Origin of the sequence: Bacillus sp. 105MF, from assembly GCF_000374885.1 — a bacterium.
In the GTDB taxonomy this organism is placed as follows: domain Bacteria; phylum Bacillota; class Bacilli; order Bacillales; family Bacillaceae_G; genus Bacillus_A; species Bacillus_A pseudomycoides.
Genome location: NZ_KB895574.1, coordinates 44068 through 64815, shown reverse-complemented (window position 1 = coordinate 64815; position 20748 = coordinate 44068). Strand labels below are relative to the sequence as shown.

Genomic DNA, 20748 nt, shown 5'->3' with positions numbered 1-20748 from the left:
CGTAGCAGCGGCTTATATGTGAAAAAATCAAAATAGATTTATATTGAATAAAAAAATCCGCTGCTAGTGAGTTAGCAACGGATTTTTTTTATTGTTGTTTTTTTACTTTTACACGTGGCAAGATTTTTTGAAGTGGTACGTTTCGTTTACGTTCCCAAGTTGCTGGGTTCATTGGGTCGTACTGTTCTAAAAAGGCGATTACTTCTTTTGTAATTGGCGTTGGTGTAGAGGCCCCTGCGGTAACAGCGACATTTTCGATCCCTTGCAGCCACTCTAATTGAATTTCGCTTACATCTGCAACGCGGTATGCTTTTGTACCAGCAATCTCTTGTGATACTTGGGCTAAACGGTTTGAGTTATTACTTTTTGGATCACCGACAACAATCGTTAAATCAGCCACATCTGCTTGCTTAGCAACTGCTTCTTGACGTACTTGTGTTGCTAAACAAATTTCTTTGTGAAATTCAGCTGTTGGGAATTTTTTCTGAATGTTTTCCATCAGGTGCTGAACGTCCCATTGACTCATTGTTGTTTGATTTGTTACTAAAATTTTCTCTGTTGGGATTTCTAGTGTCTCCAAATCATTTGCCTTTTCAATAAGATGAACGATGTCAGGTGCAATACCAACGGCACCTTCTGGTTCTGGATGTCCCTTTTTACCAATGTAAATCACATGGTATCCTTCCGATTTTTTTATTTCGATAAGGTCGTGTGTTTTCGTAACATCTGGACATGTTGCATCGATTGTCGTTAACCCTTTTTCTTTTGCACGTTGTTTAACTTCTGGAGAAACACCGTGTGCTGTGAAAATAACAGTACCGGAATCAATTTTGTCTAAAATCTCTAATCGACTTGGACCATCTAATGTAATAATGCCATCTCCTTCGAAAGCGTCGGTTACATGTTTATTGTGAACAATCATACCTAAAATATAAATCGGTCTCGGTAATGTTTTATCTAGTGCAGCATTGCGTGCAATGACCATTGCATCAACAACACCGTAGCAATAACCACGAGGGGAAATTTTAACAATTTTCATGTGAGTAATCCTCTCCTTCTAAACAAGGAATCCTTTTTGTACATAGTCTTTTCCATTATAAAGGAGGAGCGGACAGAAAACAAAGGATTGTTAGACATATAGTTTCGGTTTTGGTGCCATACGTGGGATATTCTCCTCTTTCGGTAAGGCTCTTTCAATAACTGGTTCTAAAATTATTTTCTTCTTTTTTTTCTTTTTTGAAGGTGGTGGAGGTGTAGTAATTACTTCCACCTCTTCTGCTGATTCTTCAGCAGCACCTTTTCCAGAAGTGAGAATTTTTACGATGCTTGGTATGCTACGCACAATGGGTCCATACTGCTCGACGACAGGTCCAACAGATTGAGCGACTTGAGCAACTTTTTCAATGTTATTTAACATACCTGTTGGATTGGAGATTAAGTTGGAAAAAAAGCTGCCAATGCCACCGCCACCGCTAGCGCTAGGTATAATCGGTGCTGAGCCACGGATTTCATTCGGATTGTTCATTTGAGGTGGCATCATTTGTTGTGACTGCTGCATATAGGGCTGCTGATGTTGATGCATCATCGGTTGCCCCTCCATTTGTCGATAGGGAGGAACCATTTGCATAAAGGGCTGAGTCGGATCGTGTTTTTTGAATAGCTTCGAGAGAAATCCTTTCTTTTTTTGCATCATAGGAGGTAAATTAGGTATAGGATACGGGGTGTACGGTTGCTGTCCTGTATACATTTGTCCCATAGGAGAGTTCGGATACATAAGAGAACTCCTCCTTTCTTCAGTTAGGTATATACACATACAATATGCAATGAAAGGAAAGAAGGTTAGTTTTTGGAGTGAAAACCTAAACTAAAGATGGATTTTACTATTAGATTTCGATATAATGTAGACTTGACTGATTTGTGCGCGCAGTAGAAATTTTAGAAAGAAGGTGTAACTTATGACACTACAAACATTTACACAATATAATTTTCAACCGTTTTTAATAGATGCAGTTCGTGAACTACGCTTTTCAGAGCCGACAGAAATTCAAAAGAAAATTTTTCCTGTTGTGAAAAAAGGTGTGAGTGTAATTGGACAGTCCCAAACGGGTTCTGGTAAAACACACGCATATTTACTTCCAACATTAAACCGAATTGATGCGAAACGAGAAGAGGTCCAACTTGTCATTACAGCGCCTACTCGTGAGTTAGCACAACAAATTTATCAAGAGATTGTAAAGTTAACAAAGTTTTGTGAAGAAGATCAAATGATTACAGCACGCTGCTTAATCGGAGGAACAGATAAGCAAAGATCCATTGAAAAATTGAAAAAACAACCTCATGTTGTTATTGGGACACCCGGGCGTATTAAAGATCTAGTAGAAGAAAAAGCGCTATTCGTTCATAAAGCTACTACGATTATTGTTGATGAAGCAGACTTGATGCTTGATATGGGATTCATTCAAGATGTAGATAAAATTGCAGCGCGTATGCCTAAAAACTTGCAAATGCTTGTTTTCTCTGCAACGATTCCTCAAAAATTAAAACCGTTTATGAAGAAGTATATGGAGAATCCAGAGCATATTCATATTAATCCAAAACAAGTTGCAGCAGGGAATATTGAGCATTATTTAGTTCCTTCTAGGCATCGTAATAAAATTGAATTAGTGAAAAATATGTTACTTCAATTTAAGCCGTATTTAGCAATCGTTTTTACAAATACAAAGAAAAAAGCGGATGAAGTTGCGGACGGATTAGCAGAGCGTGGATTAAAAGTAGGAAGAATTCATGGTGATTTATCACCACGTGATCGTAAAAAAATGATGAAACAAGTTCGTGACTTAGAGTTTCAATACATTGTCGCTACAGATTTAGCCGCACGTGGTATTGATATTGAAGGGATTAGCCATGTTATTAACTATGAACTTCCATCTGATTTAGATTTCTTTGTTCACCGCGTAGGAAGAACAGCTCGTGCTGGATATTCAGGAATTGCAGTGACGATTTATGATCCAGCAAATGAAGAAGCGTTAGATAGCTTAGAAAAACAACGTAATATCATATTTAACCATGTAGACTTACGTGGAGATGAATGGGCTGATTTAGGTGACCGCCGTCGTCGTAAAAGTCGTAAAAAGCCAAATGATGAACTTGATATTATGGCAACGAAAGTTGTTAAGAAGCCGAAAAAAGTAAAACCTAATTATAAGAGAAAACTGGCAACAGAACGTGCAAAAGTGAAGAATAAATACAGTAATAAAAAAAGATAAGGGGAGATCCCTTATCTTTTTTTATCCTTTTATTTGCGAATGTGAATCTTTCCTGTAGCAAAAATAAAGGCGTTAGGTGAGGACTAATAACCAGCAGGAATTAAGAAAAACTCTACTAATCTTGATATGCTAAGAAGAGTTCCATGCTTTAGAAGCGGGGGGCGTAACTTGTGAATCTGTTTTAGCAGTATGTTTATTGTTTTGTGAACAAACAATTCACTACATATTTCTACAAATTATGCTATCATTATAGCTATTGTATATTGAAGAGGTGATTATATGTTAAAGATTGGATCTCATGTTTCTATGAGTGGTAAGAAAATGTTATTAGCAGCAAGTGAAGAGGCTGCTTCATACGGTGCGACAACCTTTATGATCTATACAGGTGCACCGCAAAATACGAGAAGAAAACCAATTGAAGAGTTAAATATAGAAGCAGGGCGTAAACATATGGAGCTCAATGGTATTGAAGAAATTATTGTCCATGCACCTTATATTATTAATGTTGGTAATACGACAAAACCGGAAACGTTTCAATTAGGTGTTGATTTCCTGCGCATGGAAATTGAAAGAACGTCAGCGTTAGGTGTAGCGAAGCAAATTGTACTTCATCCAGGAGCTCATGTTGGCGCGGGAGCTGAAGCTGGTATTCAGCAAATCATTAAAGGCCTAAATGAGGTATTGACGCCAGAACAGACAGTGAATATTGCACTAGAGACGATGGCTGGAAAAGGAACAGAGTGCGGACGCAGCTTTGACGAAATTGCAAAAATTATTGATGGTGTAAAATATAACGAAAAGTTATCTGTATGTTTCGATACGTGCCACACGCATGATGCAGGTTATGACATTGTGAATGACTTTGACGGTGTATTAAATGAATTTGATAAAATTGTTGGGATTGATCGTTTGCAAGTATTGCATATTAACGATAGTAAAAATATACGCGGAGCTGGAAAAGACCGTCATGAAAATATTGGTTTCGGTCATATTGGTTATAAAGCGTTACACCACATCGTACACCATCCGCAATTACAGCATGTACCAAAAATTCTTGAAACACCGTATGTAGGTGAGGATAAGAAAGATAAAAAACCACCATATAAGTTTGAAATTGAAATGTTGAAGAATGGCTCATTTGATGAAGGTCTTCTTGAGAAGATTAAAGAACAATAAGGAGGGGGATTTCCACCTCCTTATTTTAATAGTTTCTGAAATAGCGTATTTATTTGTTGAGCGGTAGATGGGGAAGTGACTTTTGCAATCTTTTTTAAAAGTTCTAGTCTTTCTCCTGTATCATAAATGTTGATGTTTTTCCCTTTTATTAAAGGGACAATTTGCTCAGCCTGTTCAGTTGTGATGGGAACTTCATATTCTTTACTATATTTCAATAATTCTTTTGTTGTCATATGATTTAATTTTTTGTTTACAATGTGCTTGATGAGGTTCATGATGTAGTCCTCCTTCAGTTGTTCTTATATCGAAATATATGTGCGGGATGCTTGTATATATTCGCATAGTAGATGCTTTTTTCTATAAGTAAAAGAAGACTATGTTATAATAAAAGAACAAAACTATATAAAAAGTATATAAGGAGGGTTTATGGAAAAAAAGCAACATAGAAAAGAAAGTATTATTCACCTATTGTATCGTTTAGTTATGATTGTCTTTGGTGCAACGTGTGCGGCAGTAGCTATTGAACTGTTTTTAATGCCAAATAAAATTATTGACGGTGGTATTATCGGTATTTCCCTCATACTAGATTATCTTACTCCGAACATTTGGTGGTTAAGTTTCTCTACTTTAGTTGTCATCCTCAATTTACCGTTTATGTATTCCGGGTATAAACAAATCGGGAAAACTTTTATGTTATCTTCTGCTTTTGCAATCGTCGCTTTAGCATTTATTGAGTCAACATTACATTCTTTCAAGCCTTTTACGACGGAACCGATTTTGGCAACCGTTTTTGGTGGTCTTATTTTAGGGATTGGTGTAGGGATTGTTATTAGGCATGGTGGTTCATTAGATGGAACGGAAATTATGGGAATTTTATTAACGAAAAAATTACCGTTTTCTGTTGGTGAATTTGTTATGTTTGTGAACTTATTTGTTTTTGCTTGGGCAGCATTTGTGTTTGGGGTCGAACAGGCGATGTATTCTGTTATGACATACTATATCGCATTTAAAACAATTGATACAGTTATTCAAGGATTGGATGAGACAAAAGCAGTACTGATTGTATCAGATCAGTATGAAGAAGTATCAAATGCCATCTTACACCGCCTTGGTCGTGGAACAACGAAACTCGTTGCTAAAGGTGGTTATACAGATAAAGAGAAAGAAGTAATTTATGCAGTTGTTACACGTCTTGAGGTAACAAAATTAAAATCAATTGTTCATGAAATTGATGAAAATGCCTTTATTACAATTATGAGTACGCAAGAGACAAATGGTGGTAAATTTAAATCCGCTATTCATTAAAAGTACATGTTCAAAAAAAGAAGATAAAGAAGGCCAATCAGTTCCAAAGTATGAGGAAATGTAAAAGCAATCTTTGCCGTAATTTTTGAATATCCTTAAAAAGCAGAGAGATTTTCTCTGCTTTTTTGTTATAATAATAAGGTTGTCCGAAATAAAGAATATATTTTTGGGCAGATTGGTTTACAACTATAATAAGTTATACTATAATTCAAATAGAGGTAAATCGGAATCATTCTGAATTAAAATAGGTGAGATGCTATGAAGACTATGTTGGAAATAGAAGGACTGACATTTCGGTATGAAGATCGAAATGTGTTAGAAGATATTAATTTGCAAGTTCCTAAGGGAGCTTTTTTAGGTTTGGTTGGACCGAATGGATCTGGTAAATCGACCCTATTAAAGTGTATATTAGGTGTTTTGAAGCCGAAGAAAGGGAGTATTCGGTTATTTGGTATTGATAGCAAGAAGTTTAAAGAGTGGAATAAAATTGGCTATGTTTCACAAAAGGCTAACAGCTTTAACTCTGGTTTTCCAGCAACTGTCTTTGAAGTTGTTTCAATGGGGCTTGTTTCAAAAAAAGGCCTATTTCGTTTCTTGAAGAAAGAAGATAAAGAAAAGGTTACAAAGGCAATCGCAGATGTAGGAATGAGTGAATTTCAAAATCGTAACATCGGAGAGCTTTCCGGTGGACAACAGCAACGTGTGTTTATTGCACGCGCGCTTGTAAGTAATCCAGAATTACTGATTTTGGACGAGCCTACAGTGGGGATTGATGTAAAGAGTGTAGAGAGCTTTTATGAGATACTAGAAGATTTAAATAAAAAACTAGGTATCACATTGATTCTGGTTACACACGATATGGGAGCTGTAACAGAGAAGGTGACGCATGTTGCATGTTTAAATCAGCATTTGCATTTCCATGGAAATGTTGAGAAATTCCGAGAGTTAGAAGATGCAGAAATGTCGATTTTATATGGACATCATGTTCATCGTTTAGAACATGATCATGAGCATCACGGGAGGATATAATGATACAGGATTTTTTACAATATGATTTTTTACGCAATTCTTTATACGCTGGTATTTTAATAGGGCTTGTTGCCCCGTTAATCGGTGTATTTGTTGTCATTCGTCGCATGTCACTGATTGCAGATGCTTTAAGTCATGTGACATTATCAGGGATTGCCGCAAGTTTGTTACTAGAAAAAACGATTTTTACAGGTGGTTTTTTAAATCCGTTATATATGGGAATGATTTTTTCGATAGGCGGAGCACTATTAATTGAAAAATTACGTACTGTATATAAGCATTACCAAGAATTAGCGATTCCAATTATTCTTTCAGCAGGGATGGGACTCGGAGTTGTTTTTATTTCACTTGCGAATGGATTTAATACGGATTTATTTAGTTACTTATTTGGTAGCGTGAGTGCTGTAACAAGCACGGATTTAATTCTTATTGGTATTGTAGCAATCGTAGTTATTGCAACAATTATTTTATTATATAAAGAGTTATTTTTATTATCATTTGACGAGGAATATGCTGTATCAACAGGTCTTCGTGCTAAATGGATTCATTTTATTTTTATTATTTTAGTTGCGCTTGTCATTGCAGTATCAATGCGTGTTGTTGGGGTTCTTCTCGTATCATCCCTAATGACGTTACCAGTTGCCGCAAGTATCCGCATCGCAAAAGGATTTAAACAAACAATTTTCTTTTCCATTTTATTTGGTGAAATTTCCGTGATAGGTGGGCTGTTTGCTTCTTATCAGCTTGATTTAGCTCCAGGTGGTACAATTGTTATGCTAGCGGTTCTTATTTTAATCGGTGCAATCTTATGGAAGAAGAAAAAAACTGCATAAAGTAGGGATAGTTATGAATCTGACTGAAGCTTTACGTCTTATGAAAGAAAAAGGCTATAAACACACTGGAAAAAGGGAAGAAATGTTACGTTTATTTGCGGTTCATAATCGTTATTTAACCGCAAAAGATGTTTTAGAGCATATGAAGAATGATTATCCAGGACTAAGTTTTGATACAATCTATCGTAATTTAACGGTATTTGCTGAAATTGGTGTTTTAGAGCAAACAGAATTAAATGGAGAAAAGCATTTTCGTTTTACATGTTCAATTATGGAACATCATCATCACTTCATTTGCTTGGATTGTGGTGGTACGAAAGAAATTACTTCCTGTCCAATGGATTTTATGAATAAAGATTTTAAAGGATACGAAGTAACAGGGCATAAGTTTGAAATATACGGGCGTTGCCCGAAGTGTGCAAAGTAAAAGCTTGTCAGCGTAAAGACTGACAAGCTTTTATTTGTAGTTATAAAACGGCTGCTGGTGACATCCAGGCAGCCGTTTTTATTATTGCTCTTGTTTTTCTTTTTCTTGATTTGCAGCCATTTCAGCAGCAATTACATCAATTTCTTTTTTGAGTTCTTCTACCATTGTTTCTTCCGGTACTTTGCGAACGACTTTTCCTTTACGGAATAATAAACCTTCTCCACGTGCACCGGCAATACCGATATCAGCTTCACGAGCTTCACCAGGTCCGTTTACAGCACATCCAAGTACAGCAACTTTGATTGGTACTTTCAGCGTAGAGATATATTCTTCTACTTCATTTGCAATACTGATAAGGTCAATTTCAATACGACCGCAAGTTGGACAAGAAATAAGTGTTGCAGCATTCGATGCAAGACCGAATGATTTTAAAAGTTCACGAGCAACTTTTACTTCTTCAACAGGATCAGCACTTAATGAAATACGAAGTGTATTTCCGAGACCTTTACTTAAGATTGCTCCAAGACCAGCAGCACTTTTTACCGTTCCAGCAAATAGTGTTCCAGATTCTGTAATGCCTAAATGTAATGGATAATCAAAGGCACGAGCTGCTTTCTCATAAGCTTCGATTGCTAAGTTAACATCAGAGGCTTTCATGGATACGATGATATCGTGGAAATCTAAGTCCTCTAAAATTTTAATATGATGCAGTGCGCTTTCAACCATACCATCTGCAGTAGGATAGCCGTACTTTTCTAAAATATGGCGCTCTAATGAACCAGCATTTACACCAATACGAATTGGAATACCGCGTTCTTTTGCAGCATTTACAACAGCTTCTACTTTATGGCGACGCCCAATGTTTCCTGGATTGATACGTACTTTATCAATGCCGCCTTCAATTGCTTTTAAAGCAAGACGATAATCAAAGTGAATATCAGCAACAAGTGGGATGTTAATTTGTTTTTTAATATCAGCAATAGCATTTGCTGCGCGTTCGTCTGGAACAGCAACGCGGACAATTTGACAACCCGCTTCTTCTAAACGTTTAATTTCAGCAACTGTAGCTTCTACATCATGCGTTTTTGTTGTTGTCATACTTTGTATAATTAATTCATTATTACCGCCAATTGTTAAATTACCGACTTTAACAGGACGTGTTTTTGTACGATGAGTCATTTCATTCACGAATAGATCGCTCTCCTTATAAAAGAAGTTTCTTATTTTGTTGCCTCATATCAAATATAGTATATGTGATATGGAGCGATAGAAACCTATATGCTCGGTTTCACTTTTACTATTGTATCAGCGCCTTTATGTAATTGACAAGGATTAAGTGATGGTTCATTGATATAATGGAAATTTGTAAGATTTTCCAATTTTAATTTTTGTAGAAGATGTATTTTTATTTAATTGTTTAAAATCATCGATTACTTTTTCAATAGAAGGAACTTTTTTCTTGTTAATCGCTTCTGTAATGGATAAAACAGTATCTCCTGTTTTTACTTCAATCGCTTTATATTGTGCATCCGTTTCTTTTTTGGATTTTGTATCAACATTTTCTTTTTTTACAGTTTGGGCAGCTGTTGGTTTTTTGTATGAACTTAACATTGGTAAAGTACCAATTTTTATATCGTAATAAAACACGTAACCGAGAACAAGCACAAGTAAGAGTGTACCAAGTCTTTTCATATTCCTCACTCCTTTGTTAGGAAATATATGCTTGTCCAAAAAAAAAATGCCAAAATGGCATTTTTTATAGTTCGTGTTTTTCTTTAGGTTTTGGTATTTCTTTAATGGTTAAGTACAGAACAATTAAAATGATTGCAGTGTACAGAAGGAATGACCAGGGTACATTTATTTTTAATAAATCCATAATCATAAAGAAAATTGTTGGAATTGTATAGCTGTAAGCCGTTAATGTCCAAACTTGTTTGTAAGATAACTTCCGCTGACCGCCCATTGCAGAACCAATAAAGGCTAAAATTGTTACCCCTAGGAATGAAATGAATAATTGGAACAAATAAATGACTATTCCTACAACAAGCATGAGAATAGGATAAATGCTATCAATGGCTGATATGATATCTTTAATATCTTTTTTCTCAAATGTACCATTCCCAAAATCGCTATAAGACTGACTTTGTGTTTGATTGTTATTAATAGATACAACTTTATCCTTTAAAACGAATACACCTTGTTTATTTGCATATGCAGTCGTATCCGTTGCATTAGGGTCAAATACGAAAACAAAGTTCCCATCTTCTTTTATAATGGGTTCTTTAACGTCGGCATGAAGTTCGCCGTTCTCAATTTTAAAATCTGGGAGATCTTTTTCAATTGATTGATGTACAGTAGAAACGACATCTTGGGTGAAATTCCCAAATGTAAAGGTTTTTGGGATTGTTGCAATTAAACACAATAACATGATATACAGAATCGTTTTTCCGATTTTTTGAAAACGAAAAAGTGCCATGTCTTTTGGCGAATATAAACTTTTTACTAGCTGCGTAAATACGGACATATATTCACTTCCTTTGCTATATGTAGGATAGATTGATGCATAAAATCATTGTAACGTACGAATCTAGAGGACCACAAGTTATATCGTGTGAAGTAAGATTGATACCCCAGTAAGTGAGAGCTATAAAGGACTTTTTGCTATATCAATATAAATTGAAACCCTGACATAAAACCTTTCTTTTAGGTAGGAGAGGGAAACTGGCTATGCATAGAAGCAGTCAGATCCTTTTTCCTACCCCGTCCGACGGTAAAACAAAGAGAGAAAACAAGTGCAGGTCACTTTTTGTTTTGCGTAGTGGGGGATTATTATATATCGAAAAAACAAAATGGATTTATATAATTATTCGCTTGCAGTAAGGTGTTTTTTTAAGATTTGAAAATAAAAAAGATAGACTTCAGTAAATGTAAAATAGACGAGAGCTCACCATCATTGAGAAATGAGGAAAAGTTTACTGATGGAAGTTTGACTTTAAGAAAAGTAAAAATACAATTGACACTTTTCTTTTTTATATGGTAAATTTATCTTACATTTCTTAACCGATATATCTCGCAGTGACTCAACCATGCAATCATACAGTTTTTATCTTGTATGAAAGTTCTGTGGAGACTTGGTGGTGTGATTTAAATTTCAGCCACCGATATATACATAATTCTGGACCCTTAGCTCAGCTGGTTAGAGCAGACGGCTCATAACCGTCCGGTCGTAGGTTCGAGTCCTACAGGGTCCATATCCATTTCAAATGTTCATCATGTAGACGAGAAGCTTCCTTGTAGAAGGAAGCTTTTTTTACGAAATATATGAGCATTTTATTTGAAAAGAAATGGGAATTTTGCTACGTTAATGATAGCAAGACAATGTGATTTAATTTGTTTTCACCCTATGGCAATTAGGGTAAAATGAAGTTGTATGCCAAGTCATTTTGGCAATACATAAACTGGGAGGAATGTAACAATGGCAAAACATGAATTACCAAATTTACCTTATGCGTATGATGCTTTAGAACCTCACTTTGATAAAGAAACAATGAACATCCATCATACAAAACACCACAACACTTACGTAACAAATTTAAACGCTGCGCTAGAAGGTCATGCAGAACTAGCTGAAAAAAGTGTTGAAGAATTAGTTGCAAACTTAAATGAAGTACCAGAAGCAATTCGTACTGCAGTACGCAATAACGGTGGCGGACATGCGAACCATACTTTCTTCTGGACAATTCTATCTTCAAATGGTGGTGGACAACCAGTAGGTGAACTTGCAGCTGCAATTGAAGCGAAATTCGGTAGCTTTGATGCATTCAAAACAGAATTCGCAAAAGCTGGTGCAACTCGCTTCGGTTCTGGTTGGGCTTGGTTAGTAGTAAACAATGGTGAGCTAGAAGTAACAAGCACTCCAAACCAAGATTCACCTTTAACAGAAGGTAAAACTCCAGTTATCGGTTTAGATGTTTGGGAGCATGCTTACTACTTACATTACCAAAACCGTCGTCCTGACTACATCGGTGCATTCTGGAACGTTGTAGACTGGAACGCAGCTGAAAAACGTTACCAAGAAGCTAAATAATATCGCTTGTTCCGTTTTAGGTAAGGCGATATTGAAGAAGCTAGGGGAATATTCTCCTAGCTTTTTTGTATGCTTTCTTTTACATAATTGTGCTCGTCTTTGGAAGACTAGAACATGAAGTAAAGGAGAGTTATGTATGAAGTGGAAACATGTAATTGGCGATGTCGAGGTGAATCGTGATTTAATATTGTTACTTGTTATGGGGGGATTATACACGCTCGCAATTTCTTTATCCAACACGTTTGTTAACATTTATTTATGGAAACAAACACAAAACTATGTGAACCTTGGTTTGTATAATTTAGCAAGCGTTGTATTGCAGCCACTAACATTTCTTTTTGCAGGAAAATTGGCAAAACGGATAGATCGTGCTATTTTACTGCGAATCGGTGTGGGAACATTAGCTGCTTTTTTTATTGTTGTTTTACTCACAGGAACGTATGCTTCACATTACATTTTATTACTTGGCGGTCTTCTTGGAATTGGATACGGTTTTTATTGGCTTGCATTTAATCTGTTGACATTTGAGATTACGGAACCGGAAACACGTGATTTTTTTAACGGTTTTCTTGGTCTTTTAACATCCTTTTCTGGAATGATTGGGCCAATAACAGCAGGATATACGATTTCACGTATGGAGAAATGGAGCGGTTATACAGTTATCTTTTTTCTTTCATTAACTTTATTTGCAATTGCTGTTGTCATAAGCTTCTTTTTATCGAAAAGAGAATGTGAGGGGCGCTATGAAATTGTTCAAGTTTTGAAAGAACGTAAGGTTGATAAAAACTGGGGAAGGATTACACGCGCACACTTTTTTCAAGGATTAAGGGAAGGGACGTTTATTTTTGTTATTTCTGTATATGTCTATTTGGCATCAGGGAGCGAATTTGCATTAGGAAAGTATAGTTTAGTCAATTCCGCTGTTTCATTTGTATGCTATTACTTGGTTGCGCGTATGTTAAAAAAGGAGTGGAGAAAAAAGGCGATTTTACTTGGTGGAATTATTTTGTATGTCGTTGTATTTTTAGTTATTTTTCATGTTACATATATAAAATTACTCATTTATGCAGCATGTATTGCAATAGCTTATCCGATTTTACTTGTTCCGTACGGATCGATGACATACGATGTAATCGGAAGAGCAAAGCAGGCGAAAGAATGGCGGGTCGAGTATATTGTTGTTCGAGAATTATGGTTAAACAGCGGAAGAATTTGTTCGATTTTAAGTTTTTTATGTGCAGTATCATTTTTCCAGCCAGAAAAAAGCTTACCTGTTCTATTATGTATTCTTGGAGCTGGACATTTACTTATTTATTTTGCTGTTAGAAATGTCAAATACGGGGAAGGGAATCCAAATAAACCAAGGATTCCAGCACCTGAAACAACACAAAATCATACTGAACGAGAAGGTTAACTTCTTCTGGATTTTATGCTAGAATAAAAAGACATGTAAAACAGCAGTGAGGACACCTATAATAAGGTGTCCCTTTCCTATTACATAGCTGTTGGTAGAGGGGGTTCGTATGAGTAAAAAGAAGAAAAAAAAGAAAACCCACGTTCCGTTTCGGCTTAACGTGTTGTTTTTTTGTGTGTTTTTAATGTTTTCAGCGATCATTGTAAAGCTTGGAATGGTACAAATTGTACATGGTGAGGACTATAAAAATGAAGTTGAAAAAAAGGAAAACTCAACAGTAAGTAATCCAGTTCCACGCGGAAAGATCTTCGATAGATATGGTCGTGCGGTTGTGGATAATAACCCAGTTCGTACCATTACGTTTACAAGACTGAAGGGTTCAACTTCGGAAGAACGTTTAGAAACAGCGAAAAAACTGGCGAAGCTAATTGAAGTATCACCAGATAAATTAACAGAACGTGATAAGAAAGATTATTGGCTTTCTTTACATGAAAAAGAGGCAAAGGAAAAGATTACAAAGAAAGACCAAGCTGAATTTAAAGCAAAGAAAATTGATGATAAAGAAATGGCAGAGCGTCAGCGTAATCGCGTGACAGAGGCAGAAATAAATCAATTAACACCCGAAGATTTAGAAATACTTGCAATTAAGAGTAAAATGGATGGCGGATATGCAATGACACCGCAAATCATAAAAAAAGATGTAACAACAGAAGAATATGCAATCATTAGTGAAAATTTAGCATTGTTGCCAGGTGTAGATACGACAGTTGATTGGGATCGTAAATACACTTATGATGATATGTTCCGTAGTGTACTTGGTGGTGTAACAAGCTCAGATGAAGGGTTGCCAAGAGAACGACTAGATTATTTTCTTGTTCGAGATTATAACCGTAACGACCGCGTTGGTAAAAGTTATATTGAACAGCAATATGAGGATACGCTTCATGGTACAAAAGCAGAAGTGAGAAATGTTACAGACAAAGACGGAAATATTTTAGAAACAATAAACGTTTCTAAAGGTCAACGAGGCAATGACCTGAATTTAACAATTGATATGGAACTGCAAAAGCGTGTAGAAGAAACCCTTACGAAGTATTTAAAGCAATATGCAGGTGCAGAACCACTTTTAGACCGTGCATTTGTTGTGATGATGAATCCGAAAAATGGTGAAGTTTTATCTATGGCTGGGAAACAAATCGTAGACGAAAATGGAACGAAAGAGATAAAAGATTACGCATTAGGAACAATGACAAGTGCGTATCCGATGGGCTCAACTGTGAAAGGTGCTACGGTGCTAACGGGATATCAAACAGGAGCAATTACGCCTGGAACAGTTCTAGTGGATGAACCGATTAAATTAAAAGGTACACCGCAAAAAGCTTCTTGGAAAACGATGGGCAGTATTAACGACCTTACCGCTTTAAAAATGTCTTCTAACGTATACATGTTTAAAACAGCCATGAATCTTGCTGGGGTGCAATATCAAAGGGGCGGTACATTAGATATTAAGAAAAAGGCATTCGATGATATGCGTTATTATTTTGGACAATTTGGGCTTGGTGTGAAAACAGGAATTGATTTACCAAATGAAATAGCTGGTCAGAGAGGTTCTGGATTCCAACCAGGTTTCTTATTAGACTTAGCAATCGGGCAGTATGATACGTATACACCGCTTCAACTTGTACAATATGTTTCTACAATTGCCAATGGTGGCTATCGTATGCAACCGCAAGTCGTAAAAGAAATTCGTCAACCATCATCTAAACCAGATGAAGTCGGAAAAGTGATTCAATCAATGGAACCAAAAGTATTAAATCGTATTGATATGCCTGAAGATCAAATCCAGCGTGTGCAAGAAGGATTTAGACAAGTATTTAATGATTCAGGTGGTACAGGTACAAAATACTTTACAGGTGCAAAATATACAGCTGCTGGAAAAACAGGAACAGCACAAACGTTTTATGGTGGTAACAAAGATATCGGAAGAAATGCAAAAGGCGAGCCTGTATCAACTTATAACCTAACATTAGTAGGTTATGCGCCGCTTGATAATCCTGAAGTTGCATTCTCCGTTGTTGTTCCATGGGTACACGATGATAAGTCTGGAATTAACGGAAATATCGGTCGTGAAATTATGGATGCTTACTTTGACTTGAAAAAACAAGAAGTAACAGGTGAAGCACCAAAAGATGAAAAAGGTAAAAAAGAATAAAAATATGTGAATTTGGCACACTATCTTAAAAGATAGTGTGCTTTTTTTTGTATTTTATGCATAGGTTTTAGTAATTGTGGACGAGCATATCCTATACGCGAAATAGGGGGTTAAAAAGTGAACTCTCTCATAGTATGACCGGTCATATATTTACTTTTGAGAAAAGAAGTGAAAATGAGAAAGAAGTATCGTATTCCTCCACATTATGTTGAACTTTACAAAACTTTTACAAATTATTAAAACCGAATTAATAGTTGGGCATTATTCTTATATCTGTAATCCTGTTACTCCAGGATACTTCTAGGAGGAGCTACACGTGAAATGGACAAAAAAATCTATCAAGATTTTAGCAATATCGACATGTTTCATTTTTTTATATGTGTCTACTCCATCCGCTGCTAATGATGTGAGGGAAGTGAGAGTTGATGGATCCTCAACCGTTTTTCCAATTATGGAAGCTATAGCGGAAGAGTACACAAAAAAAGAACCACGTGTGAAAATTTCTATTAGTATATCTGGGACAGGAGGAGGGTTTCATCGTTTTGGCAAAGGCGAAGTAGATATAAATAATGCATCGCGCCAGGTAAAACAAGTAGAAGAAAATTTTATGAAGGAAAATTCCATCCAGTTTACACCATTTGAAATTGCTTATGATGGCCTCACAATCATTGTGAATCGTCAAAATACATGGGCTGATAATATGACAATAGAAGAATTACGTCTATTATGGAGCGAAGATGGGAGAACGAAACGATGGTCACATATTCATCCGAAATGGCCGCACGAAAAGGTGCAATTTTATGCGCCAGGTGTTGATTCCGGTACGTATGATTATTTTCAAAGTGTTGTCTTGCGAAACAATCGTCTTGCAAAAACAGTTGCTTTATCTGAAGATGATCAAGTCATTATGCAAGGGGTAATGAATGATAAAAATGCAATTGCATTTGTGGGATATGCGTACTATATGGCGAATCGAGATAAGGTAAAATCCGTAAAAGTAAATGGTGTACCACCAACGAAAGCAAACATTCAATCTGGTGTTTATAAGCCATTGTCTAGGCCGCTATTTGCTTATGTAAACCATGCTTCGATTCGAAATAAAAGCAGTGTGGCAGAGTATGTGGTGTTTATGATGCAACATGCGGGCGGACTTGCTGAAGAAGTCGGATATGTTAAATTACCACAAAAGAAATATAGTGAACAGCTGCGAATGTTAACAGAAATAAAAAGATAATGTCAGGATGGGAAGGGGTTTTCATCTTTGGCTCGAAATGACAAAAGTCAATTTGCATTTTCTGTGCAACATTTGATTGAAAGAAATACAATCAAAAGAAAAAAAACGCAGCGAATCAATCGAATGGTTCCGTTACTATTAAAGGCAATTGCTAGCGTATCTATTATAACAACAATCGGTATTGTTATTACGCTAGCGAATGAAACAATTATGTTTTTTCGTGAAATATCAATGTATTCTTTTTTTACTGAGAAAGAATGGTTACCATTTTTTGAAGAGCCTAAGTTTGGGATACTTCCTCTTATATGTGGGACCTTAATTGTAACAACAATCGCTATGATAGTAGCTATTCCAATTGGACTAGGATGTGCCGTATTTTTAAATGAATATGCTTCACACTTTGTTAGAAAAGTGTTAAAGCCCATTCTAGAACTACTAGCAGGTATTCCTACAATTGTATATGGATTTTTTGCTTTAACGATTGTCACACCGGCCTTGCAGCGTGTCATTCCGGATTTACAGTTCTTTAATGCAATTAGTCCAGGCATTGTTATAGGAATTATGATGGTTCCAACAATCGCTTCTCTTTCTGAAGATGCAATGGGAGCTGTATCTAAAGGAATAAAAGAGGCTTCACTTGGGCTAGGTGCAACGCGTTTTGAAACTGTACGAAAGGTTGTGTTTCCAGCTGCATTTACCGGTATTATGGCTGCAATCCTATTAGCGGCTTCACGTGCGATTGGTGAAACGATGATTGTTGTCATTGCTGGAGGTTCAACGCCCAATGTATCTATAGATCCGACGCACTCCATTCAAACGTTAACGGCTTATATTGTGCAAGTAAGCTTAGGTGATGCCCCCCATGGAACGATCGCATACTATAGTATGTACGCTGTAGGCGCGACGTTACTTATGTTTACATTCATGATGAATATGATTTCGCAGCAGATTATGCACCGTTTTAGAAAGGCGATATAAGATGCGAATGCTGAATCATAAGAGAATAAAAGAAAATATGGCAACGCGTTTTTGGAAGGATCAAATATATAAGTCAATTTCTTATATGACAATGCTATTTTCTATTTGCATACTAATTTTATTACTTTATCAAATCTTTGAAAAAGGTATAAGTTATCTTTCGATAGATTTTTTTATGAACTTTGCTTCGCGTAATCCAAAGCAAGCTGGTATTGCCGCTGCATTGTCAGGAACAATTGTATTTATGAGTATAGTAGTACCAGTTTCCTTTATATTTGGAGTAGGTACAGCTCTTTATTTAGAGCATTATGCAAGACAATCTGTATTCACAAGAATCGTAGAATTAAATATTCAAACATTAGCGGGGGTGCCATCTGTTGTGTTTGGATTGCTTGGTTTAACAATTTTTGTATATGGTCTTCAGTTAGGTGAGAGTATAGTAACAGCAGCGTTTACGATGAGTCTTCTTGTGTTACCAACTGTTGTTGTGTCGAGTCAAGAAGCAATTCGTATGGTGCCAAGCTCTTTGTTAGAAGCCTCATATGGTGTCGGTGCTACAAAATGGCAAACAATGTATCAAATTGTAGTGCCAACTGCCTTGCCAGGAATTTTAACGGGATGTGTTTTGGCTTTATCGAGGGCAATCGGAGAAGCGGCACCATTATTAATCATTGGGGCGCTTGCTTTTGCTAATTATATTCCGCTTAACATGTTTGATAGATTTACAGTTTTACCGATTCAAATTTTTAATTGGATGAGTAGACCGCAAGAGGAGTTTCAGCATGTAGCAGCAGCCGGTATGATCGTTTTATTAGGATTGTTGCTCATTATAAATGTGGTTGTCTTATGGTTGAGAAATCGTAAGTAGTGGATGAAAGGGGAATTCAAAATGGTAGCAACAGTAGTAAATGTACAGGTGAAAAATGAAGAGAAAATTGAGTCAGCAACGAAGAAGGTTGTATTCGACACAAAAAATTTAAATTTATGGTATGGAGAAGATCATGCATTAAAAGATGTTAATTTAAGTATTCATGAGAATGAAGTAACAGCAATTATTGGACCGAGTGGTTGCGGAAAATCGACATATTTAAAAACGTTAAACCGTATGGTAGAGCTAGTACCTATCGTTCGCACAACGGGAGTAATTGAATATCGAGATCGAAATATTTTTGATAAGTCATATCCTGTTGAAGAATTACGTACGCATGTTGGAATGGTGTTCCAAAAGCCAAATCCATTTCCGAAATCTATCTATGAGAATGTTGCCTATGGTCCAAAGATTCATGGTATTCGTGATAAGAAGACACTTGATGCAATTGTTGAAAAAAGTTTACGTGGTGCAGCGATTTGGGATGAATTAAAAGATCGATTACACGATAATGCATATGGTTTATCTGGTGGACAACAACAGCGTTTATGTATCGCGCGTTGTTTAGCGATTGAACCGGATGTAATCTTAATGGATGAACCGACATCAGCATTGGATCCGATTTCTACATTGAAAGTTGAAGAATTGATTCAAGAGCTAAAGAAAGATTTTAGTATTGTAATTGTGACGCATAATATGCAACAAGCGGCACGTATCTCTGATAAAACAGCGTTCTTCCTAAGCGGTGAAGTTGTTGAATATACAGATACAAACAAGTTATTCACTACTCCTACAGATAAACGAACAGAAGATTATATCACGGGACGATTTGGTTAATGTTTTTGGGAGTAAAAGCCCCTTTATAAGGGGCTTTTATCATTTTATCAAAAATCAAGTAAGAAAACTCCCCGCTCAAGGACTATGCTCAGCACAGTCCTTGAGCGGGGAGCTGAATTGCTAGTAACCGCATTCTTGTACGCTTTGTACAATATATTAAAAAAGTGGTTCCAAAGGCGTTTGCCAATGAAATAGAGGGGTTGTGCTATCAGGTAACTGTGTCAGCTCCACTCGTGTTACGCATCTGTTAGAGGAGACACACGAGAAACCCCCACTTCAAGATCCAAAGGAGCTAAGTGGCGGGAGTTTTCATATATGTAACAGCTAAAGGGGGAAACAACATGGTAAGGGAGCAATTTCATTATGATTTACACACATTGCAGCAAAAGGTAATTGAACTTGGAGAATTGGCAAGAGAAGCCCTTTCTTGTTCTATGGAAGGGCTTCAGAAGAAAGATGTAGAAAAAGCGCTAGAAGTCATTGATGGTGATTACCGTATGGATAATTTAGAAGAAGAAATTAATGACCTTGCACTTATGCTAATTACAAAACAGCAACCTGTTGCAAGCGATCTGCGAAGAATTTTTGTTTCGATTAAGACAGCAACAGATTTAGAACGTATTGCAGATCATGCCGTAAATATTGCTAAATCAACAATTCGGCTCGGAGAAAAAGATGTATCTGTTAGCTTGCATAGTCTAGAACAAATGTTTACGATTGCCATGGATATGTTAAATTTATCGTTAGAAGCATATCAAGAAGAAAATTTAACTTCTGCAAAACAAATTGCGGAAATGGATGATTCTGTTGACGAAATATACGGGAGAGCGATTCGTGAATTTATTTCCTCTATCCCTGAACATCCTGAAGCGATTACGCAAATTACACAATTATCTTTTATTGCACGTTACATTGAGCGTGTAGCAGATCACATTACGAATATTGCCGAGAATGTTTTTTACTTGGTGAAAGGAAAACATTATTTATTAAATGAATAGGAAAAAATGTTAGCAAGTGATGGAATATCACTTGCTTTTTTAGTCAAAACATGACAAAAAAAGCTCGTTGTCTTGTCCTCTCTA

General features: G+C 36.3%; 20 protein-coding genes and 1 tRNA gene. 15 read left to right on the top strand and 6 right to left on the bottom strand.

Annotation, left to right across the window (positions count from 1 at the left end; genetic code table 11):
* Positions 1–88: 88 nt before the first annotated feature.
* A complete protein-coding gene (locus C564_RS0114715) occupies positions 89–1039 on the bottom strand; it encodes a 4-hydroxy-3-methylbut-2-enyl diphosphate reductase (protein ID WP_018765842.1) in 951 nt (316 codons plus the stop codon).
* Positions 1040–1129: 90 nt separating this feature from the next.
* Positions 1130–1774, bottom strand: a complete 645-nt coding sequence (gene vrrA, locus C564_RS0114710; RefSeq protein ID WP_018765841.1) for a VrrA/YqfQ family protein — start codon at positions 1772–1774, stop codon at positions 1130–1132.
* A 181-nt stretch (positions 1775–1955) separates the two neighbouring features.
* Between vrrA and C564_RS0114705 the strand changes: the two genes are divergently transcribed.
* Positions 1956–3266, top strand: coding sequence for a DEAD/DEAH box helicase (locus C564_RS0114705; RefSeq protein WP_003208521.1), 1311 nt, complete (start codon positions 1956–1958; stop codon positions 3264–3266).
* A gap of 279 nt (positions 3267–3545) precedes the next feature.
* Positions 3546–4442: a deoxyribonuclease IV gene (locus C564_RS0114700; RefSeq protein ID WP_018765840.1), complete on the top strand. Its 897-nt coding sequence runs from the start codon at positions 3546–3548 to the stop codon at positions 4440–4442.
* Between the two features lie 20 nt (positions 4443–4462).
* Here C564_RS0114700 and C564_RS0114695 read toward each other — a convergent pair whose 3' ends face one another.
* Positions 4463–4717, bottom strand: a complete 255-nt coding sequence (locus C564_RS0114695) for a DUF2624 domain-containing protein (protein ID WP_003200331.1) — start codon at positions 4715–4717, stop codon at positions 4463–4465.
* Positions 4718–4868: 151 nt separating this feature from the next.
* Between C564_RS0114695 and C564_RS0114690 the strand changes: the two genes are divergently transcribed.
* The 4 genes from C564_RS0114690 (at position 4869) to C564_RS0114675 (ending at position 8036) form a co-directional block, all read left to right on the top strand.
* Positions 4869–5747, top strand: coding sequence for a YitT family protein (locus tag C564_RS0114690; protein ID WP_003200334.1), 879 nt, complete (start codon positions 4869–4871; stop codon positions 5745–5747).
* Positions 5748–6005: 258 nt separating this feature from the next.
* Complete coding sequence (locus C564_RS0114685; RefSeq protein WP_018765839.1) at positions 6006–6776, top strand: metal ABC transporter ATP-binding protein; 771 nt, start codon at positions 6006–6008, stop codon at positions 6774–6776.
* A complete protein-coding gene (locus C564_RS0114680) occupies positions 6776–7609 on the top strand; it encodes a metal ABC transporter permease (RefSeq protein ID WP_003200340.1) in 834 nt (277 codons plus the stop codon). The genes C564_RS0114685 and C564_RS0114680 overlap by 1 nt, the downstream gene beginning before the upstream one ends.
* Before the next feature lie 13 nt (positions 7610–7622).
* A complete protein-coding gene (locus C564_RS0114675) occupies positions 7623–8036 on the top strand; it encodes a Fur family transcriptional regulator (RefSeq protein ID WP_003200343.1) in 414 nt (137 codons plus the stop codon).
* An 81-nt stretch (positions 8037–8117) separates the two neighbouring features.
* Here C564_RS0114675 and ispG read toward each other — a convergent pair whose 3' ends face one another.
* The 3 genes from ispG to C564_RS0114660 form a co-directional block, all read right to left on the bottom strand.
* Positions 8118–9215, bottom strand: a complete 1098-nt coding sequence (gene ispG / locus C564_RS0114670) for a flavodoxin-dependent (E)-4-hydroxy-3-methylbut-2-enyl-diphosphate synthase (protein ID WP_162617293.1) — start codon at positions 9213–9215, stop codon at positions 8118–8120.
* Positions 9216–9380: 165 nt separating this feature from the next.
* On the bottom strand, positions 9381–9728 hold the full coding sequence (locus C564_RS0114665; protein ID WP_018765838.1) for a hypothetical protein: 348 nt from the start codon (positions 9726–9728) through the stop codon (positions 9381–9383).
* 64 nt (positions 9729–9792) lie between these two features.
* The gene (locus C564_RS0114660; protein WP_003200348.1) at positions 9793–10560 is read right to left on the bottom strand and encodes a DUF1189 domain-containing protein; all 768 of its coding nucleotides are present in this window, start codon (positions 10558–10560) and stop codon (positions 9793–9795) included.
* 653 nt (positions 10561–11213) lie between these two features.
* Here C564_RS0114660 and C564_RS0114655 point away from each other — a divergent pair.
* The 9 genes from C564_RS0114655 to phoU all read left to right on the top strand — a co-directional run bounded on the left by C564_RS0114655 (position 11214) and on the right by phoU (position 20664).
* Positions 11214–11287: transfer RNA gene (locus C564_RS0114655), tRNA-Ile, on the top strand.
* 224 nt (positions 11288–11511) lie between these two features.
* A complete protein-coding gene (sodA, locus tag C564_RS0114650; protein ID WP_018765837.1) occupies positions 11512–12123 on the top strand; it encodes a superoxide dismutase [Mn] in 612 nt (203 codons plus the stop codon).
* Positions 12124–12259: 136 nt separating this feature from the next.
* A complete protein-coding gene (locus C564_RS0114645; RefSeq protein ID WP_018765836.1) occupies positions 12260–13537 on the top strand; it encodes an MFS transporter in 1278 nt (425 codons plus the stop codon).
* Between the two features lie 109 nt (positions 13538–13646).
* The gene (locus C564_RS0114640) at positions 13647–15749 is read left to right on the top strand and encodes a peptidoglycan D,D-transpeptidase FtsI family protein (RefSeq protein WP_018765835.1); all 2103 of its coding nucleotides are present in this window, start codon (positions 13647–13649) and stop codon (positions 15747–15749) included.
* A gap of 316 nt (positions 15750–16065) precedes the next feature.
* On the top strand, positions 16066–16983 hold the full coding sequence (locus C564_RS0114635) for a PstS family phosphate ABC transporter substrate-binding protein (protein WP_018765834.1): 918 nt from the start codon (positions 16066–16068) through the stop codon (positions 16981–16983).
* 27 nt (positions 16984–17010) lie between these two features.
* Entirely contained in the window at positions 17011–17961 is a 951-nt protein-coding gene (gene pstC / locus C564_RS0114630; protein ID WP_018765833.1) for a phosphate ABC transporter permease subunit PstC, read from the top strand.
* A 1-nt stretch (position 17962) separates the two neighbouring features.
* On the top strand, positions 17963–18829 hold the full coding sequence (gene pstA, locus C564_RS0114625; protein ID WP_003208513.1) for a phosphate ABC transporter permease PstA: 867 nt from the start codon (positions 17963–17965) through the stop codon (positions 18827–18829).
* A gap of 21 nt (positions 18830–18850) precedes the next feature.
* A complete protein-coding gene (gene pstB / locus C564_RS0114620) occupies positions 18851–19666 on the top strand; it encodes a phosphate ABC transporter ATP-binding protein (protein WP_016116339.1) in 816 nt (271 codons plus the stop codon).
* A gap of 341 nt (positions 19667–20007) precedes the next feature.
* Positions 20008–20664, top strand: coding sequence for a phosphate signaling complex protein PhoU (gene phoU / locus C564_RS0114615; RefSeq protein ID WP_016116338.1), 657 nt, complete (start codon positions 20008–20010; stop codon positions 20662–20664).
* Positions 20665–20748 lie beyond the last annotated feature (84 nt).

Coding starts and splice junctions, on each gene's coding strand:
- C564_RS0114715 (WP_018765842.1), bottom strand. CDS start 1,039: ATGAAAATTGTTAAAATTTCCCCTCGTGGTTATTGCTACGGTGTTGTT.
- vrrA (WP_018765841.1), bottom strand. CDS start 1,774: ATGTATCCGAACTCTCCTATGGGACAAATGTATACAGGACAGCAACCG.
- C564_RS0114705 (WP_003208521.1), top strand. CDS start 1,956: ATGACACTACAAACATTTACACAATATAATTTTCAACCGTTTTTAATA.
- C564_RS0114700 (WP_018765840.1), top strand. CDS start 3,546: ATGTTAAAGATTGGATCTCATGTTTCTATGAGTGGTAAGAAAATGTTA.
- C564_RS0114695 (WP_003200331.1), bottom strand. CDS start 4,717: ATGAACCTCATCAAGCACATTGTAAACAAAAAATTAAATCATATGACA.
- C564_RS0114690 (WP_003200334.1), top strand. CDS start 4,869: ATGGAAAAAAAGCAACATAGAAAAGAAAGTATTATTCACCTATTGTAT.
- C564_RS0114685 (WP_018765839.1), top strand. CDS start 6,006: ATGAAGACTATGTTGGAAATAGAAGGACTGACATTTCGGTATGAAGAT.
- C564_RS0114680 (WP_003200340.1), top strand. CDS start 6,776: ATGATACAGGATTTTTTACAATATGATTTTTTACGCAATTCTTTATAC.
- C564_RS0114675 (WP_003200343.1), top strand. CDS start 7,623: ATGAATCTGACTGAAGCTTTACGTCTTATGAAAGAAAAAGGCTATAAA.
- ispG (WP_162617293.1), bottom strand. CDS start 9,215: ATGACTCATCGTACAAAAACACGTCCTGTTAAAGTCGGTAATTTAACA.
- C564_RS0114665 (WP_018765838.1), bottom strand. CDS start 9,728: ATGAAAAGACTTGGTACACTCTTACTTGTGCTTGTTCTCGGTTACGTG.
- C564_RS0114660 (WP_003200348.1), bottom strand. CDS start 10,560: ATGTCCGTATTTACGCAGCTAGTAAAAAGTTTATATTCGCCAAAAGAC.
- sodA (WP_018765837.1), top strand. CDS start 11,512: ATGGCAAAACATGAATTACCAAATTTACCTTATGCGTATGATGCTTTA.
- C564_RS0114645 (WP_018765836.1), top strand. CDS start 12,260: ATGAAGTGGAAACATGTAATTGGCGATGTCGAGGTGAATCGTGATTTA.
- C564_RS0114640 (WP_018765835.1), top strand. CDS start 13,647: ATGAGTAAAAAGAAGAAAAAAAAGAAAACCCACGTTCCGTTTCGGCTT.
- pstA (WP_003208513.1), top strand. CDS start 17,963: ATGCGAATGCTGAATCATAAGAGAATAAAAGAAAATATGGCAACGCGT.
- pstB (WP_016116339.1), top strand. CDS start 18,851: ATGGTAGCAACAGTAGTAAATGTACAGGTGAAAAATGAAGAGAAAATT.
- phoU (WP_016116338.1), top strand. CDS start 20,008: ATGGTAAGGGAGCAATTTCATTATGATTTACACACATTGCAGCAAAAG.